General features: G+C 56.8%; 9 protein-coding genes, 1 pseudogene and 2 CRISPR repeat arrays (1 of these 12 running past the window's edge). Of the genes and pseudogenes, 2 read left to right on the forward strand and 8 right to left on the reverse strand.

Annotated features, from left to right (window positions below):
- Nucleotides 1-40 precede the first annotated feature (40 nt).
- Nucleotides 41-703, forward strand: a complete 663-nt coding sequence (gene can, locus BJP61_RS17615) for a carbonate dehydratase (RefSeq protein ID WP_038864753.1) — start codon at nucleotides 41-43, stop codon at nucleotides 701-703.
- A gap of 54 nt (nucleotides 704-757) precedes the next feature.
- Here can and hpt read toward each other — a convergent pair whose 3' ends face one another.
- A complete protein-coding gene (gene hpt / locus BJP61_RS17620; protein ID WP_038864755.1) occupies nucleotides 758-1294 on the reverse strand; it encodes a hypoxanthine phosphoribosyltransferase in 537 nt (178 codons plus the stop codon).
- A 192-nt stretch (nucleotides 1295-1486) separates the two neighbouring features.
- Here hpt and BJP61_RS17625 point away from each other — a divergent pair, with 192 nt between their 5' ends.
- The gene (locus BJP61_RS17625) at nucleotides 1487-3883 is read left to right on the forward strand and encodes a glucose/quinate/shikimate family membrane-bound PQQ-dependent dehydrogenase (protein ID WP_038864762.1); all 2397 of its coding nucleotides are present in this window, start codon (nucleotides 1487-1489) and stop codon (nucleotides 3881-3883) included.
- 139 nt (nucleotides 3884-4022) lie between these two features.
- Here BJP61_RS17625 and cueO read toward each other — a convergent pair whose 3' ends face one another.
- The 7 genes and pseudogenes from cueO to cas1f form a co-directional block, all read right to left on the reverse strand.
- Complete coding sequence (gene cueO, locus BJP61_RS17630; RefSeq protein ID WP_075194042.1) at nucleotides 4023-5585, reverse strand: multicopper oxidase CueO; 1563 nt, start codon at nucleotides 5583-5585, stop codon at nucleotides 4023-4025.
- Between the two features lie 84 nt (nucleotides 5586-5669).
- Nucleotides 5670-6357: a CRISPR direct-repeat array (repeat unit 28 nt; unit sequence TTTCTAAGCTGCCTGCGCGGCAGTGAAC).
- Nucleotides 6358-6486: 129 nt separating this feature from the next.
- Nucleotides 6487-7041 (reverse strand): type I-F CRISPR-associated endoribonuclease Cas6/Csy4, encoded by a 555-nt coding sequence (gene cas6f, locus BJP61_RS17635; protein WP_171998877.1) that lies wholly within the window; start codon nucleotides 7039-7041, stop codon nucleotides 6487-6489.
- A gap of 9 nt (nucleotides 7042-7050) precedes the next feature.
- Complete coding sequence (gene csy3, locus BJP61_RS17640; RefSeq protein ID WP_038864768.1) at nucleotides 7051-8049, reverse strand: type I-F CRISPR-associated protein Csy3; 999 nt, start codon at nucleotides 8047-8049, stop codon at nucleotides 7051-7053.
- 14 nt (nucleotides 8050-8063) lie between these two features.
- Nucleotides 8064-9020, reverse strand: a complete 957-nt coding sequence (gene csy2 / locus BJP61_RS17645) for a type I-F CRISPR-associated protein Csy2 (RefSeq protein ID WP_161579968.1) — start codon at nucleotides 9018-9020, stop codon at nucleotides 8064-8066.
- Nucleotides 9017-10330 (reverse strand): type I-F CRISPR-associated protein Csy1, encoded by a 1314-nt coding sequence (gene csy1 / locus BJP61_RS17650; protein WP_171998879.1) that lies wholly within the window; start codon nucleotides 10328-10330, stop codon nucleotides 9017-9019. The genes csy2 and csy1 overlap by 4 nt, the downstream gene beginning before the upstream one ends.
- Nucleotides 10331-10716: 386 nt before the next feature.
- A pseudogene (gene cas3f / locus BJP61_RS17655) lies at nucleotides 10717-13979 on the reverse strand (type I-F CRISPR-associated helicase Cas3f).
- Complete coding sequence (gene cas1f / locus BJP61_RS17660) at nucleotides 13976-14959, reverse strand: type I-F CRISPR-associated endonuclease Cas1f (protein ID WP_038864776.1); 984 nt, start codon at nucleotides 14957-14959, stop codon at nucleotides 13976-13978. Before cas1f ends, cas3f begins: the two are co-directional and overlap by 4 nt.
- A gap of 238 nt (nucleotides 14960-15197) precedes the next feature.
- Nucleotides 15198-16373: a CRISPR direct-repeat array (repeat unit 28 nt; unit sequence TTTCTAAGCTGCCTGTACGGCAGTGAAC) (it continues 1435 nt past the right edge of the window).

The raw sequence follows: 16373 nt of genomic DNA on the forward strand, positions 1-16373 counted from the left end.
TACCCCAACGCAATTGTCTGGTTACAGGTTGTTAACCTCTATGAAAGATATCAGCACTCTCATTAGTAATAACGAAATCTGGTCAAAAATGCTGGTGGAAGAAGACCCTGGCTTTTTTGAACGTCTGGCGCAGGCGCAGAAACCGCGCTTCCTTTGGATCGGTTGTTCCGACAGCCGCGTACCGGCTGAACGTCTGACCGGCCTTGAGCCGGGCGAGATTTTTGTTCACCGCAACGTGGCGAACCTGGTTATCCACACCGACCTCAACTGCCTCTCCGTGGTGCAGTACGCGGTCGACGTACTGGAAGTGGAACACATCATCATCTGTGGCCACTATGGCTGCGGCGGCGTGCAGGCTGCGGTGGAAAACCCGGAGCTTGGCCTTATCAACAACTGGCTGCTGCATATCCGCGACATCTGGTTTAAACATAACGCGCTGTTGAGCGAGCTGCCGCAGGAAAAACGCCTCGACACGCTCTGCGAGCTGAACGTGATGGAGCAGGTCTATAACCTTGGCCACTCCACCATCATGCAGTCCGCGTGGAAACGCGGCCAGAACGTGACGCTTCACGGCTGGGCTTATGGCATTCACGATGGCCTTCTGCGCGATCTGGACGTGACCGCTACCGACCGCGACACGCTGGAACAGGGTTATCGCAAAGGCGTCTCCAATATCCAGAAAACGCACGCCAGCCATAAATAAGGGCGTTCGTGAAATAAAAAAGGGGCCGCTGGCCCCTTTTTTTGCACGCTGGATTTACTCTTCCAGCATCACCACGTTGCCGATATACGGCAGATGGCGATAGCGCTGCGCATAATCGATGCCGTAACCCACCACGAATTTATCCGGGATAGAGAAGCCGACAAACTCCACTTCAACCTCCACTTCGCGACGCGACGGCTTATCCAGCAGCGTACAGATGGCAAGTGATTTCGGCTCGCGCAGGCTCAGGATTTCGCGCACTTTCGACAGCGTGTTGCCGGAGTCGATAATATCTTCAACGATCAGCACATCCTTACCGCGAATATCTTCATCCAGGTCTTTAAGGATTTTGACATCCCGCGTCGAGGACATGCCGCTGCCGTAGCTGGAGGCGGTCATAAAATCGACTTCATGCCCGACTTTAACCTGGCGGCACAGGTCCGCCATGAACATAAAAGAGCCGCGCAGCAGCCCTACCAGCACCATTTCGCTGCCGCTGTCCTGATAGCGTTCCGTAATCTGACGGCCCAGTTCCTCAACGCGCGCCTTGATTTCCGCTTCGGAAATCATCACTTCAACAGTATGTTTCATATCGCTAACCGTTTGATTTAAAAATAAATCACCGATACCCGCCGCGGCTGCCGCCGGTAACGATTGAGAAGCGGGGCAGTATACCAGCAAAACGCCCTGACGGCAGAAAAGTGCGAAAAGCTCTTTTTGTGATTAAGATCACATATGTTAACAACTATAATAACTTGCTACTTAAAAATTAAGAGTGTGGTTATGGCAGAAACAAAAAAGACACAATCACGACTTCTCGTGATTCTCACAGCCCTGTTCGCAGCATTATCAGGGCTGTATTTATTGGTTGGTGGTATATGGCTGGTTTCAATCGGTGGTTCCTGGTACTACCCCATCGCAGGGGTGGGCATGCTGGCGACAGCATGGTTACTCTGGAAACGTAACGCCGCGGCGCTGTGGCTTTACGCCATTATCCTGCTTGGGACGATGGCCTGGGGCATCTGGGAAGTCGGCTTCGACTTCTGGGCGCTGACGCCGCGTTGCGACGTTCTGGTGTTCTTCGGCGTCTGGCTTATCCTGCCATTCGTCTGGCGTCGCCTCAGCACGCCGTCGCGCGCAGGCGTACCGGCGCTGCTGGTCTCGTTAATTATCACCGCCGGGCTCCTGTTCTGGGCGGGCTTTAACGATCCGCAGGAAATCAACGGCACGCTCAGCGCGGACAGCACGCCTGCCGCCGTGAACGGCAGCCAGAGCATTCCTGACGGCGACTGGCCGGCTTACGGGCGTAACCAGGAAGGTCAGCGTTACTCTCCGCTCAAGCAGATCAACACCGATAACGTTCATCAGCTGAAAGAAGCCTGGGTGTTCCGCACCGGCGACCTGAAGCTGCCGAACGATCCGGGTGAAATCACTAACGAAGTGACGCCGATTAAAGTGGGCGACACCCTTTTCCTTTGCACCGCGCATCAGCGTCTTTTCGCCGTGGATGCCGCGACCGGTAAAGAGAAATGGCACTTTGATCCGCAGCTGAATACGAACCCAACGTTCCAGCATGTCACCTGCCGCGGCGTGTCGTATCACGAAGCGACGACGGCGAATGCGAACCCGGACGTTGTCGCGGATTGCCCGCGTCGTATTATCCTGCCGGTGAATGATGGTCGTCTGTTTGCGGTGAATGCGGATAACGGCAAGCTGTGTGAAAGCTTCGCCAATAAAGGCATTCTGAACCTGCAAACCAACATGCCGGTCACGACGCCGGGCATGTATGAGCCGACCTCCCCGCCGATCGTCACCGATAAGGTGATTGTGATTGCGGGCGCGGTGACCGATAACTTCTCCACCCGTGAGCCGTCAGGCGTCATCCGTGGTTTTGATATCAACACCGGTAAACTGCTGTGGGCGTTCGATCCGGGTGCCAAAGACCCGAATGCGATCCCGGCGGATGAGCATCACTTTACGCCGAACTCCCCGAACTCCTGGGCGCCGGCGTCTTATGATGCGAAACTCGACATGGTCTACCTGCCGATGGGCGTTACCACTCCGGATATCTGGGGCGGCAACCGCACACCGGAGCAGGAGCGCTACGCGAGCTCTATCGTCGCGCTGAACGCCTCGACCGGTAAGCTGGTGTGGTCTTATCAGACCGTTCATCACGACCTGTGGGATATGGACCTGCCTGCGCAGCCGACCCTTGCCGACATTACCGTGAAAGGCGAAACCGTTCCGGTGATTTACGCACCGGCGAAAACCGGCAACATCTTTGTGCTGGATCGCCGCAACGGCAAGCTGGTTGTCCCGGCGCCGGAAAAACCGGTTCCGCAGGGTGCCGCGAAAGGCGACTACGTGACGCCGACGCAGCCGTTCTCTGAGCTCTCCTTCCGTCCGAGGAAAGATCTGAGCGGCGCGGATATGTGGGGCGCCACGATGTATGACCAGCTGGTCTGCCGCGTGATGTTCCACAGCCTGCGTTACGAAGGCATCTTCACCCCACCGTCTGAGCAGGGCACCCTGGTATTCCCGGGTAACCTGGGGATGTTCGAATGGGGCGGTCTGGCTATCGACCCGCACCGCCAGGTGGCGATTGCCAACCCGATGGCGCTGCCGTTCGTGTCCAAACTCATTCCGCGTGGGCCGGGCAACCCGATGGAGCAGCCGAAAGACGCGCAGGGCACCGGCAGTGAATCCGGTATCCAGCCGCAGTACGGCGTGCCTTACGGCGTGACCCTGAACCCGTTCCTCTCTCCGTTTGGTCTGCCGTGCAAGCAGCCGGCATGGGGTTATATCTCCGCGCTGGATCTGAAGACCAACGACGTAGTGTGGAAAAAACGCATCGGTACGCCGCGCGACAGCATGCCGTTCCCGATGCCGTTCCCGGTGCCGTTTAACATGGGTATGCCGATGCTGGGTGGTCCTGTCACCACCGCCGGTAACGTGCTGTTCATCGGTGCGACTGCAGATAACTATCTGCGCGCATACAACGTGACCAACGGCGAGAAGCTGTGGGAAGCCCGCCTGCCGGCTGGCGGCCAGGCGACGCCGATGACCTATGAAGTGAACGGCAAGCAGTATGTCGTGATCTCCGCAGGCGGCCACGGCTCGTTCGGCACCAAAATGGGCGATTACATCGTCGCCTATGCTTTGCCGGATGATGCGAAGTAACCGCGTCGGATAATAAAAAGCCCCTCATCGAGGGGCTTTTTTTATGGGCGCGGATGGTGGAGCTGACGGATGTTTTTACCAGGCGGTGTTGTAATTGAACAGCGCGCAGGTGCGCTGCGCTTACCCGCCATTCATCGCATCACGCCACCGTAAAACCTAACATCATCCCGGTATCTTCATGCTCTAACAAATGGCAATGCGCCATATAGGCATGCTCCGCCGATGCCGCGTAATCAAAGCGCACCAACACTTCGCTGCGCGCGCCTTCTACCCACACTGTATCTTTCCATCCGGCGCGATGCGCGGCGGGCGGCTTGCCGTTCTCGGTCAGAATGCGGAACTGCGTGCCGTGGATATGGAACGGGTGCAACATCATGTCGCCCTCGCCAGAAACGGTCCAGCGCTCATATTTCCCCAGGGACGCCGCGAACGCGGGCGCGTTCATATCAAACGCTTTGCCGTTGATCTTATTGGCGTTGTGGAAATCAAACCCGTGCCCGCCGTGGCCCTTATCGCCGTGCGACATCTTGCCGTGGCCCATCTGGCTCATCATCTGCCCGTGCGGGTTGCCCGCCAGCGCCTGCTTGCCGTAGCGTTTTGTCAGCGCCTGCATCCCCATCATATCCAGCATCGGGTCCATCATTAATTGCAGCCAGCGCTCCTGGAGCCCGTCGAGCGCAGGCAGCGCCGGCACATCCACGAGTTTATCCGGCAGCGTGCCCGACGCGGGCACCACAACAGGCTGAATGCGCACCACCGGCTGCGGTTTATCAAATGGCGCGACGGTCATACCCATCTGCGTCACAGGCAGCGTCACGATATCGAAAGGCTTCGCGTCGCTGGTATCCACCAGCACCTCGAAACGCTCGCCCATCAGCATCGGCAGCTCAGTCACTTTCACCGGCTCCGCCAGCAGACCGCCGTCGCTGGCGATAACGTACAGCGGGCGATTGTCGCTCGCGGCAATTTTCAGCGTGCGCGCGTTACAGCCGTTCAGCAAACGCAGGCGCAGCCAGCCTTTCGGCGGCGTGTGCTGCGGATAAACGGCGCCGTTGCACAGCAAGGTATCGCCAAACCAGCCCACGGCAGCGGTCATCACATCCAGTTGATAGTCGACCTCGCCGTTGGCGGTAAATTTTTTATCCTGAATAATCAGCGGCACGTCGTCGACACCCCAGAGCTTCGGCAGCATCAACTGAAGGCTTTCGGTATCTTCAATCAGCACCAGCCCTGCCAGCCCCATCGCGACCTGATGCCCGGTTTTGCCATGCTGATGCGGGTGGAACCAGCACGTCGCGGCGCGCTGCTCCGGCGTAAAGCTTACGCTGCGGGTCTGCCCCGGCGCGATAACGCCCTGGGGGCCGCCGTCCACCGCGCCCGGCACTTCCAGGCCATGCCAGTGCACCGTGGTCTCTTCGGCGAGGGTATTGCGGATATCGACATTCACCGGCTTCCCCTGGCGCAGCTTGATAGCCGGCCCGAGCAGCGAGCCGTTATAGCCCCAGGTGGTGACATTTTTCCCGGCGAACGCGGTTTTGCCCGCCTGCACCGTAAGCTGAATGCTGCTGCGGGCGTCGGGCGTCAATAGCGCCGGAATGGGCAGCGCCGGTTGCTCTGCGGCAAACGCGGCCCGGCTCCATGTCGGCAGCGCGCTTAACGCGCCCAGCGCGGCGGTGTACTTGATAAAATCTCGGCGTTGCATCTTCCAGTCCTTATCGTCAACGTGCACCCGTTGAGCTTAAACCCTCCCCTTGCGGGAAGGTCAAGTCTGGCGGAGCAGTATACGATTTGTGGCTGCCTGTACGGCAGTAAACGATCGCGGAGGGCGAAGCCCGGAGGCGTCAGTTTTCTAAGCTGCCTGCGCGGCAGTGAACGTTTGCATAGCTATATCAGTGGTCGCTGGCATTTTCTAAGCTGCCTGCGCGGCAGTGAACGTTTGCCAGCGCTGCCGCTCTCGCCCTGCCCTTTTCTAAGCTGCCTGCGCGGCAGTGAACCCGGAGCCGGTACAAACGGAGACACAACTGTGTTTCTAAGCTGCCTGCGCGGCAGTGAACATTCAGCTATGCGAGCATCAATCGCGGCGTAATTTCTAAGCTGCCTGCGCGGCAGTGAACCGTCACATCCAGCGGGTCGTTGGTGTGTTGCTTTTCTAAGCTGCCTGCGCGGCAGTGAACCTCGTCGCGCTCGGCCTCGACTTTCGCGAGGCTTTCTAAGCTGCCTGCGCGGCAGTGAACTTTCCGCCCTGGTCAGCCTTACTGGTTTCAGTTTTCTAAGCTGCCTGCGCGGCAGTGAACGGCATTGACAGGATCGCCAGGGATTTTGACGTTTTCTAAGCTGCCTGCGCGGCAGTGAACAAAGATAACCGTTACAACGGCTATACGCTCAATTTCTAAGCTGCCTGCGCGGCAGTGAACGTGAGCTGAAAGACGATTATCGTTTCCGCCCTTTTCTAAGCTGCCTGCGCGGCAGTGAACTAACGCTGAAATAAATCAGTCCTTTGTTTTTAAAAGCCTGGTATGCATTTTGATGCCGTATACCCTTTTTTAGCGCCTCGCCAGCGCATGATAAAAATCAACACGTTAGCGAGGCATTTTTAAAAAAGGTCAGAACCAGGGAATCGTCGCGCTGGGGCTTAATCCATAACTGCTGAACACGCCGCTGACGGGCGCGGTCAGCAGCTCGCCGTGCTGGATAAAGATCCTGTAGTACTGGCCGCTGGAGAGACTTTTAACCTGAATCCATGGCAGAGAGGTCTGTTGCTCATGTAAATCGCAGAGCCGTTGCCGCGCGGCTTCTTCCGTCAGCCAGCCTTTACGCACCGAGCGACGCATCAGGCGTTCGGGATTACTTTTCACCTGTACGCGCGAGACGGTCCGCCAGCCCTGCACCTGAGGCACGGGTAATATTGCGCTGCTCTGGCAGTAATCCTGTAACCCTGCCCGCCAGCGCGTGGCCTCTAATTCCGCCAGCGCCGGTTGCAGGCCATGCAGGCGTAACCGGCCGCCAGGTTTGATACCAACGTCCGGAAAACTCACGCCGATATCCCCTGTGCCGCGCGCGCCCAGCGCCCGATGGAGTTTGGCGAATAGCGCCGCCATCAGCGTTTCCTGCCTGAATTCCGGGTCCGGCAGGACCTGGATATCCTGATAATGATCCATCACCGCCCCTTATTCGGCTTTCTCACCGAAAACGCCACCGCGGATCAGTACCGCCATGACATAGTGTTGCTGATCGCCATCCGGCTTAACGCCTTTGGTCACCCAGTTATCCAGCAGGGTATAAAAATCCATTTTCTCTTTCGGCTGACGACAGGCGATCCCGCGGCTGGTGACAGAACCATAGGGCTCCACCGCAATCGCGCCGAGCTCGGCGACCTGCGGGTGCCAGGTATCGATAGTGCGTAACGCATTGCCGATTTTTTGTGAATGAATGCCCGCCACGCCGTTAACCTGATAAAGCAGGCGGCTTTTGCTGCTGTTGCTGTCCAGCACTAACTCCTGAGAGGGGAACACCTCCTGCCCGGCGCCGAGCCGTACATAAGCCTCCACCGTCAGCAGTACAAAGCTTTCGCTGTTAAGCCCACGTTCAATTTCCTGCGCCAGTTCGTTCAGAGCCGCGTTTCGGGCGGTGAAATCCCGCTGCGAAAATTCATGGCAGTCAAAGCTCCATGTGTTGCTGCCCTTCACCACGACGCGCAGCTGCTCTGCGCCAACGCGGTTGCGCCAGAGAAAACGGCCATTCGCGAGGTTAGTGGCATAACGGTGCGCCAGCTCGCCAAAACCGTGCTCTTCGCCATACCCTTCAATCACCTCCTTCAGCGCGTCCTGATACGCCTGGTCGTTACAGACGGACGGCGTGGAAAGCCCACCTAATACGCGCAGCGTAAACACGATTTTCAGCGTATCGGTCTGCGCCGCAAGCGCCGCCACATCCACGCGCTGGAGGTTAGGTTTTTGTATGTCGGCATCAAGCTTAGCCGGATCGGTAGTTGCCGCGTTTTTCAGGCGGTTGGAGATGGTGCCGCGCACGGCTTTTTCCTGAATCTGGATCGGTTGCCAGTTAGCGCCCTCCCAGTTTCCGGCATACATCAGCGCATCAGAAACAGCGAGTTTGCGTTCAAAAGCCAGTACAGAAGCGGTTTTCAGAGAAGCAGAAGCCTTTGCCATAATTTCGTCCCTCATTATTCATAATTAAATGTGTCATCGTGACATTGCACGTCTTCACTCTGCGGCGTGCCGCAGCAGTAGTAACCGGTTTCGGTGATTCGGTAACGCCAGAAAAGATCGGTAAGCGTCTTTATGCGATGCAGGCCACACCACTCGCCAATGCCATAGGCGGCCTCTACCCAGGCAAAGGGCGTTTTATCATCGCGGGCGTTCGCGACCTCGCCTGCCGGGTAGAGTTCAGAGAGGCGCTGATAGCCTGTCATCAGCGGCACCAGAAACCCCGGCGCCGGTTTTTCCACGTAGCGCCACTGCGCCGGGTCATCAGGCGTGGGCGCAGGGTTATCTTCTGACGCGGCGGCGGCTATCTTCAGTGCCGCGAAATCAAGCCAGGCATCCAGCAAAGTGGCCTGCGGCGTTTTCGCCATGAGAGCCTGATGATGTTCAGCGAGCAGAGGGCTGCGATCCAGCAGCGCAAAGCCGGGCAATAGCCGGTAAAGCAGACGCCGGGTATCGCCCTCCTCCTGTGGATAATCCATGACCTTAACGTCACGAAGCGCCACGATGCTGCCGCCTGCCAGTTTGTGCCTCTGGCAAAGCGTGTGCAGATGGTCTGCGAGCGCCGCCCTGCCCTGCTCGCCATTCGCTATCTCGCCGTGACATTCAAAGACCAGCGACACCGTAAGGTGCATCCGGCCTTCTTCATTAAAAGCCGCCGTTTTCCCTTCACGCGTGAGCGGGTTTCGGGTGAGAGCGAACTGATAGTCACGCCCCGAAGAGTAGGCATGAGCCTGATGCTCATGGCAAATCACCGCGCAGCCATCAAGCCGCACGCCGTGGCTGTCAGTAAGTCTGCGGGAGAGCGCATGCATATAACCCAGAAAGTGCGTTATGGCCGGAAACCCCCACGTTAACCCGGCAACGGTATTCGCGTTTTCCACGCGCAGGTGGGAAAGAAGGATTAGCGAGCTCATTTCAGCACCTCCTCGAGAATGGATTCCATTTCACGCAGGCGCTGGCGAAACAGCGGGCGGGAGCCCCAGAATGCTTTTTCAACCTTACCCACATCCGGTAACTGCTTGCTCAGGCGATAGTTCAACCAGCGCGCGAAGTCTTCCTCCACCGCTGCTTGCCAGTGGTCACTCTCTCGCTCCCGACAAAATGCCTCGTCCTGGCGAGCACGCCACGGATCCAGCCAGCACTGCTGATGCGCTACTAGCTTTACGCACTCCAGACTCCAGCCCTGCCACTCCGGGCGCTGTAACTCACTGGCCTGCGCAAAGAGCAGATCGATAAGTTCATCCACGTAACGATCGCGGGCCCGGCGGATGGCAAGGTTGGTGTGATCTTTAACGCCCACCAGCAGGTCAGCCAGACGCTGCACCGTACCGCTTGTCGCCCGATTAAATGCCTTGCCTGCGAAAATAGAAGATAAATAACGCGGCGGCTTTTCCTGCCGCTGCCAGAGCGGCGGACGAGCGCAAAGCAGCCATATCCGGCCCCCGCGACTGCTGTTTAATGAAGAGATATTTTGCGGTTTGGTGCCGCCGAAGTGCATCTCTGCGGTAGCAGGGAATAACGTCAGCGGCGTACTGTGCCAGCGCTGGGCTTTACGTGCGGCCCAGGCGGCTTTTACCTCCTCGCCGAAGCGATACGCCAGCATTTTCTGGTGCATCGCATGGGCCAGCGAAGACGCAAATAGCGGGCTCAGCAGGTGGTAGCCCTCACCCACCGGGAAATAGATCTGTTTCGCGAGCTTATGTGAAGCGGGCGCGCTTGTGGTTAACGCGCGGGAAAATCCCTCGACCCAGTGCTGTCGCTGCGCATCATCCTGCGCCAGCGCCTGTAGTGCGCTATAGTCGCCACGCTGTAAAGCCGCGAGCAGTGAATCGCCTTCTACCTCAGTTTGCAGAAGTTTGGCCACATCCAGTGCGGCTGCATTACCTACCGCATCTGCAGCGGGGTTTTCCAGAGACGCCGTACTTAAATAGCCATCGCCGTTTTTTGTGGTGCGGTAGACGCTGCTGCTTCTGGAATCGCCGTGAGTAAACTTGGCCGCATGGGTCACCAGGTTTATCTGGCTGGCCCGGCTGGCGGCATCCGTCAGCCAGTGACGGGTTTCATAACGGGTTTCCAGTTCACGCCGCTCCTGTAACAGCGTGGCCTCGTCACGCTCTCCTGCCGCCAGGCGCTTAGCGGCATCTTTATCAAATTGCTCAAGCTTCGATTGCCGTCGCGTCGCGATGTAGTCGGCAATAAAAGCGGCCAGTGCTCCTTGTGACATACCTGCTCCTTTGGTTGGTGCCCTTTGCTAGAAAACCAATGCGATAAAGGCGTTAATAGCCTGTTTTCCTTGGGGTAAAGACTGATAAAGCTCGATATGTAACGGGCGTAAGCCCAGCGTTACCATGAACGCTACGATTGCTACACTAAAAAAACGCCTGAATTTGCCCATCGCTTTTTTACTCCTGTCATTTGACGATGTGATAACGCTACTCCTCGTCAAAAAACTGGGCAATTAATTTTTTATCCTAAATATAATTATTAGAAAAATACCTGATACCTTGATGCCGCTCCCGTTAACCTTTAAAATATTTTGACTACCGAACAGGTAGCTTAGAAATAAATCTAATAGTTAGACATTCACTGCCGTACAGGCAGCTCGCGCCCTCAGATGAGGGCGCGAAACACCCCTAAAAATGGGTGATACCGCCATTCGCTAATCGCGTCATCATTGCTGACAGGCAGACGAGTTTCGCTAAAGCGCTCGCAAACCACCGTCAGTTCCATCTCCATCCGCTCCGCCAGCCGCAGTAAAATGTCCTGATAATCGGTATGCAGCCAGGGCATAACGCCGTCGGCAAATGCCACCGGTTGCCCGGTAAAAGAAGAACGTTTCCAGTCCACGCCGTTTTCCGAACGGTGTACAAACACCGGTTCGTCATCATATTCCTCCATACGCAGATAAAAGGCGGCGTCGGGGCCGGAATCCCGAAACGGCGTGCGCCGCTGGCACTCGCCATTCCATGACACATTTTTGCGCCACCAGGACGAAGCCGGGAAATTATCCTTCTGAGGCTTGCCCAGTAACGCCTCGTACAGGCGCACATGTTCAAGCTCCACCAGCGATGAAAAATCGCGTTTGCCATGTGGAAAAGGCACTGGCGCAAGGATGCGTGGAATGGCGTTGATCGCGCGGTATTGCGGTTCGGTCAGCAACTCGCTCAGCCGGTGGCTGTGGAGCCGAAAGAGAGATGTTTCAAAACCCGGCTTGTGAAAAACAGGCTGCTTTTCACGTAATGCGCGGATGTTGTACTCCAGTATCACCAGATTTTCTGTCTCCGGCGTTTGCTGGCGATGACGCTGAATACGCCCGGCGAACTGGATAAGCGAGCGCATGGAGCTCGGTTCAATAATGCCCCAGTCAGCGTCCCAGTCCCGGCCGACTTCACAAACCGATGTCGCCAGCACGACAAAAAGATGGTGTTGCGCCGGATGAGACTGCATCGTGTTGTCAATTTCCGGCAATTGCCACAGCGGCTTATTGCCGCTGCGGTCAAAAGCGCTATCCAGATGATTTTCGATATAAGAGCGTACCGCCAGCGGATGATGGCTGTGGTAAACACAGTAGTGGATGCAGACGTTTTCGGGCGAAGGGAGCGCCGCCAGCGCCAGCGCAATGGCAACCAACGGATCGATGTTGGCAAAGCGCACCAGCCCCAGCGACGCCTGTTTGCCGGAAGGGTGCTGAACATGATGCTGCTGATGCAGCGCCAATATTTCCCGTTGCAGCGTGCGCGCAACGACGTTCACCACCGCAGCAGCTTGTGACGACTCTGCTTCTATCGCGGCAATGCGGGCCCGACAAAGAATGGGCTTTTCTTTTAGCTTCCCGGCGCGCTTCGCCACGAACTCCGCGTGTGTCGTATGGAACGTTTGCGGGTCGGCGATTTCTTCAGCCATCGCGCCATATTCATCAAACCACGCGCAACAGATGTTGACTGGTAAACCGGGTTCGCCGCACGCCTGTTGATAGTGTTTTCTGCCGTTGTAGTACGCCGCATAAAGGGCCTGAACCAGCGCTGGCGGCAGCGTAGCGGAAGAGAGCAACACGCGTGAGCCGAGCATTCCTGCCCAGTTGACCAGCCGACAAACCGCAGGCAAGTCCGCAATATCAAAATCATCAGGCTCATCCAGCACCAGGTCACTGGTCAGCAGGCGCAGCATCGCGGGGATCTGCTTGCCGCCCCGCACGCCTTCGGTGGCAGGCATGAGGTGATCGATGGTCGCCACCAGCACCGGCGCGCTGAGCAGTTTGTTGAGCCGTTCATCGCCCGAAAGCCAGTGACGCAGCGGTCCGCTTTCCATTGCGCCCTCGAAATGAACATACTGGTGAGCATCGAAAAAGGCCTCCTGCGAGGCGCTGTCTTTATCCGCATCCGGTCCGGCAAGCAACTGCTGATGTAACTGTCGCACGGCCTGCGAACCAATCATGACGGCTAAATCATCGTCCTGAAGATGGAGCCTTTCCCGCAATGCCTCACCGGTTTGCAGCGTCAGCGTTCTCAGGCCCAGCGCGACCGTAAAACGGCATCCCTCCTGCTCTTCAGACAGCGCATACATAATGCGCGCGTTGGCAAATGTTTTACCGCAGCCGGTCGATGCCATATTGATGCCGAAAAACCCCTGTGAACGGCTGCGCTCGCGAAGCCCTTCGGCGATATCCCAGGCCCGATTCTGCCAGCTGAAGCGGCCCTCTCTTGCGCGCTCCCTGAACCCTTTATGGCGGCCGATCGCAGGCAGCGTCCGGCGCGCCCAGGGCATTGATCTTCCCAGCAGCAGCGCGTTATGCGCCACGCCCACGTTATGTTCATCCAGCTTTTGCTTAAGCGTGCCGGTGGCTCTGTCACTGTTGGCCCAGGCGGCGTAATCAGCATCCTGCCAGCGCGAATACGCCGCGCTGGCGGAGTAATGATGGTCGGCCAGCATCAGCGCAAGCCTTGCCATATGCAGCGTAAAAAGCTGATGCATATTGCCGAACCCGAACAACGATGCCGCGTTGAGCGCCCGCCTGGCGATTTGTCTTGCTTTATCGCGCCACTGGGCGCTTTGCAACGGCGTACCGTGTGGGAACTGCCACACAGCGTTAACCTGCTGCGGGGTCCACTCGCGACACTGCGCGTTGAGCGAATTCCAGTCGGCGTTAAGCTGTCGTACCAGCCAGCCGTCGGCCTCTTCCAGTTCAGGCCTGTGATTTTGAGAAAGCACTGCGGTAAACGGTGGTGCGAGAGGATCAACCAGGCGACGGCCTGCGCCAGCGGTGGCAGCCCGACAAAAGGGCTGCCGGAATCGCCCGGCACGTCGGTCTTCAGCCTTTCCAGCCAGCGCGTTTCGTCCGTGGCTTCAAGTACGCCCAGCGCCGCCAGCCATTCCCGGTCGGACTGTTGCCCGACAAACGCTTGGAACAGACGAACCGAAATCCATTCGTGGCGGTAAGGCTGAAAAGTGAGCGAGGACTTCCCCGAAAGCGTCTGCTGAAAAAGCGTGTTTGCTTTACCGAAATCGTGAAACAGCCCGGCGATCGCGGCTAAAAGCGCCATCGCTTCGGCGCTGTGCCAGCTATGCTCCTGCCCGCGACGAACAATATCCCGTGCGGTACGGTTAGTCGGAACGCAGCCCTGTGCACTGAACCGCCGCAGATTTCCCACAATCCACATCAGCTCTGTCTCGCCGCCTTTTTTAAGCCAGTGGCACGCGACAGCGGTATTGCGCCGGGCCGTTTTACGCAGTAAACGCCGCAGCGTGTTTAACCCTTCAAGCGTAATCACCGTTTGCCAGGCGCCATCGCCTTTACGTTCGGCAAATTGATCGAGAATGCGGCAGCTCTCTTCTCTGGCGCGCTTCGTACATTGCGAAATCAACAGCACGTTCATCTGGCTTTACCGCCCAGTTCGCAGGCGGTTTCCTGCAGGGTGTTAATCATGAGATCCAGCGCATCTGCCTGCTGAAAACCGGTGATGCAGCGCTGACGGAAAGCCTGCTCATCATCCCCCGTCATCGCCGCGATAAACGCCTGCGGCATGACCAGCGCGTCTTTAATCAGGTCGGCAATATCAAAAACCAGGCCGCCGCGCCGGGTTTTACCATGCATCACCGCGAGCCCGTGCGGCAGTCCGGTGACCCAGGCGGCAACAGCGGCGAGCCCGTAGGCGAGATAATTACCATGATCGAGAAAACGGTTGGCCGCGTCCGTTCCACCGCCGCGTTTGGCGCGAGTGAAATCACCGTATTTCACCGTCTGGCTCACCAGTTTATAGAGCGCCTTCGTCAGTTGCGCTTCCTGAAGCATCAGCGTGTTATGCGTATCGGCTTGCGCCATTTGCGTCTGTGCTTTTGAAAGCAGCGCCAGCAGAGGTTCTTCCATCAGGGGAAAGTGAGGTTCACGCCGCATACGACTGCTGAGCCAGTGACGCTCAATGTTTTGCAGCCGGACTTGCTGAAAGCGTTTTGCCGCCGCCAGGCGCAGCGCGTCATCAAACCAGAACGCGACCCAGTTTTGCAGATATTCAGTAGGCCGATATTCGCTTTGCGGCGCAAGCCAGGAAACCTCAATCTCTCTTTCATTCCCGGAATAAAGCGGTGAGCCACCACCACCACAAAAACCCACCATCACGCCCGCCCGGGCGAATTCCCGCATAGCCGCCTGTGTGACCGATGTCCCGGTGCCGAGCATCACCACCGTGGTATTGGCAATGGGGATATTCCAGTAAAGCGACTCTTTCCCTTCATCGGTGACATATTCCACCCGGCCGCCATTAACCAGCACCCGGCAGTATTGCAGATAATAAATATTGGCGCGCTTTGAATGGAGAATCGTTTTTAAATCAGACGGCGTGACAGAATTTCGGTCCATCTTATAATTCCGTTATATAATTACCGAGGAAGTATCACAGAGAGATATAAATAACGCGTTATTATGTGATTAATTAAGGCACCATATCGTGACATCCTTTTAATTTTTAAAATATATCAGCCCAAATGCACGGTCGTCATGCACTCCGCCACGTCAAAGGGCACGAATAAATAAAGAATTTTATTTATTAATCTTTAGGTATGGGCTTTTGCCGCCGATGATGGCATTAAAAATGGCATTGCTTAACTGCCTGTACGGCAGTGAACGAAATGGCAGCGCCTCAGCATTACCCGCGACTTTTCTAAGCTGCCTGTACGGCAGTGAACAGTTCCTTGTGGCGTCTCAGCGTCCTGCTGATTTTCTAAGCTGCCTGTACGGCAGTGAACGTGGATATCCACTCGCTCGACCGTGGGGAGCGTTTCTAAGCTGCCTGTACGGCAGTGAACTGTTCGCGAGCTGGCGGCACGTAATCATCACTTTTCTAAGCTGCCTGTACGGCAGTGAACTGCGGCACGCTCCCGTTTACGCATTAGTTTCTTTTCTAAGCTGCCTGTACGGCAGTGAACAGCGTGGCGCTTTCCGGCGTGGCGCTTTTCACTTTCTAAGCTGCCTGTACGGCAGTGAACCAAAACCCCCACGGGACGCAGCGCAGCGAGGCTTTCTAAGCTGCCTGTACGGCAGTGAACGCCAGGCCGCATCGCTTGGCGATCAGTTGATGTTTCTAAGCTGCCTGTACGGCAGTGAACACCATGAGCCTCTGTAATTTGTGAGGCGTTTTTTTCTAAGCTGCCTGTACGGCAGTGAACATCTCATGTTGTGACTACAGCACTAAACATGCTTTTCTAAGCTGCCTGTACGGCAGTGAACTCTGATTGTTTTGCTTCTCGTCGCTGCCGTGCTTTCTAAGCTGCCTGTATGCAGTGAACGCGTTTAGTGCGTGGTGCGTCCGGGTCAAGCCTTTCTAAGCTGCCTGTACGGCAGTGAACTGGACGTGGCAGGGTGTAGACGGTGGCCGCGTTTTCTAAGCTGCCTGTACGGCAGTGAACATCAAACAGCCCTATCACCTGTTTTCCTCGGCCTTTCTAAGCTGCCTGTACGGCAGTGAACTAACGACGTGTAGTAATCCCCACCCTGGCGGCATTTCTAAGCTGCCTGTACGGCAGTGAACGCGTTTTGAGAGCGCCAGCTCTTACCATGAGTTTTCTAAGCTGCCTGTACGGCAGTGAACGTTGTTAATCTGCCCTTTGAATACCGGCCACGTTTCTAAGCTGCCTGTACGGCAGTGAACGTTACGCAGAGCGCGTTTGATTCAGTCCGGCATTTCTAAGCTGCCTGTACGGCAGTGAACTCGAGATTATTTTGTATTGAATTCCAGTCGTATTTCTAAGCTGCCTGTACGGCAGTGAACCAGGGT

Origin of the sequence: Cronobacter sp. JZ38, from assembly GCF_008932145.1 — a bacterium.
GTDB classification, from domain to species: Bacteria; Pseudomonadota; Gammaproteobacteria; order Enterobacterales; family Enterobacteriaceae; genus Cronobacter; species Cronobacter muytjensii.

What these genes read in the sequence shown, in the direction of transcription:
- csy2 (WP_161579968.1), bottom strand. Translation starts at nt 9,020, where the DNA reads ATGAGCTCGCTAATCCTTCTTTCCCACCTGCGCGTGGAAAACGCGAAT.
- BJP61_RS17625 (WP_038864762.1), top strand. Translation starts at nt 1,487, where the DNA reads ATGGCAGAAACAAAAAAGACACAATCACGACTTCTCGTGATTCTCACA.
- cas6f (WP_171998877.1), bottom strand. Translation starts at nt 7,041, where the DNA reads ATGGATCATTATCAGGATATCCAGGTCCTGCCGGACCCGGAATTCAGG.
- cas1f (WP_038864776.1), bottom strand. Translation starts at nt 14,959, where the DNA reads ATGGACCGAAATTCTGTCACGCCGTCTGATTTAAAAACGATTCTCCAT.
- cueO (WP_075194042.1), bottom strand. Translation starts at nt 5,585, where the DNA reads ATGCAACGCCGAGATTTTATCAAGTACACCGCCGCGCTGGGCGCGTTA.
- hpt (WP_038864755.1), bottom strand. Translation starts at nt 1,294, where the DNA reads ATGAAACATACTGTTGAAGTGATGATTTCCGAAGCGGAAATCAAGGCG.
- csy1 (WP_171998879.1), bottom strand. Translation starts at nt 10,330, where the DNA reads ATGTCACAAGGAGCACTGGCCGCTTTTATTGCCGACTACATCGCGACG.
- csy3 (WP_038864768.1), bottom strand. Translation starts at nt 8,049, where the DNA reads ATGGCAAAGGCTTCTGCTTCTCTGAAAACCGCTTCTGTACTGGCTTTT.
- can (WP_038864753.1), top strand. Translation starts at nt 41, where the DNA reads ATGAAAGATATCAGCACTCTCATTAGTAATAACGAAATCTGGTCAAAA.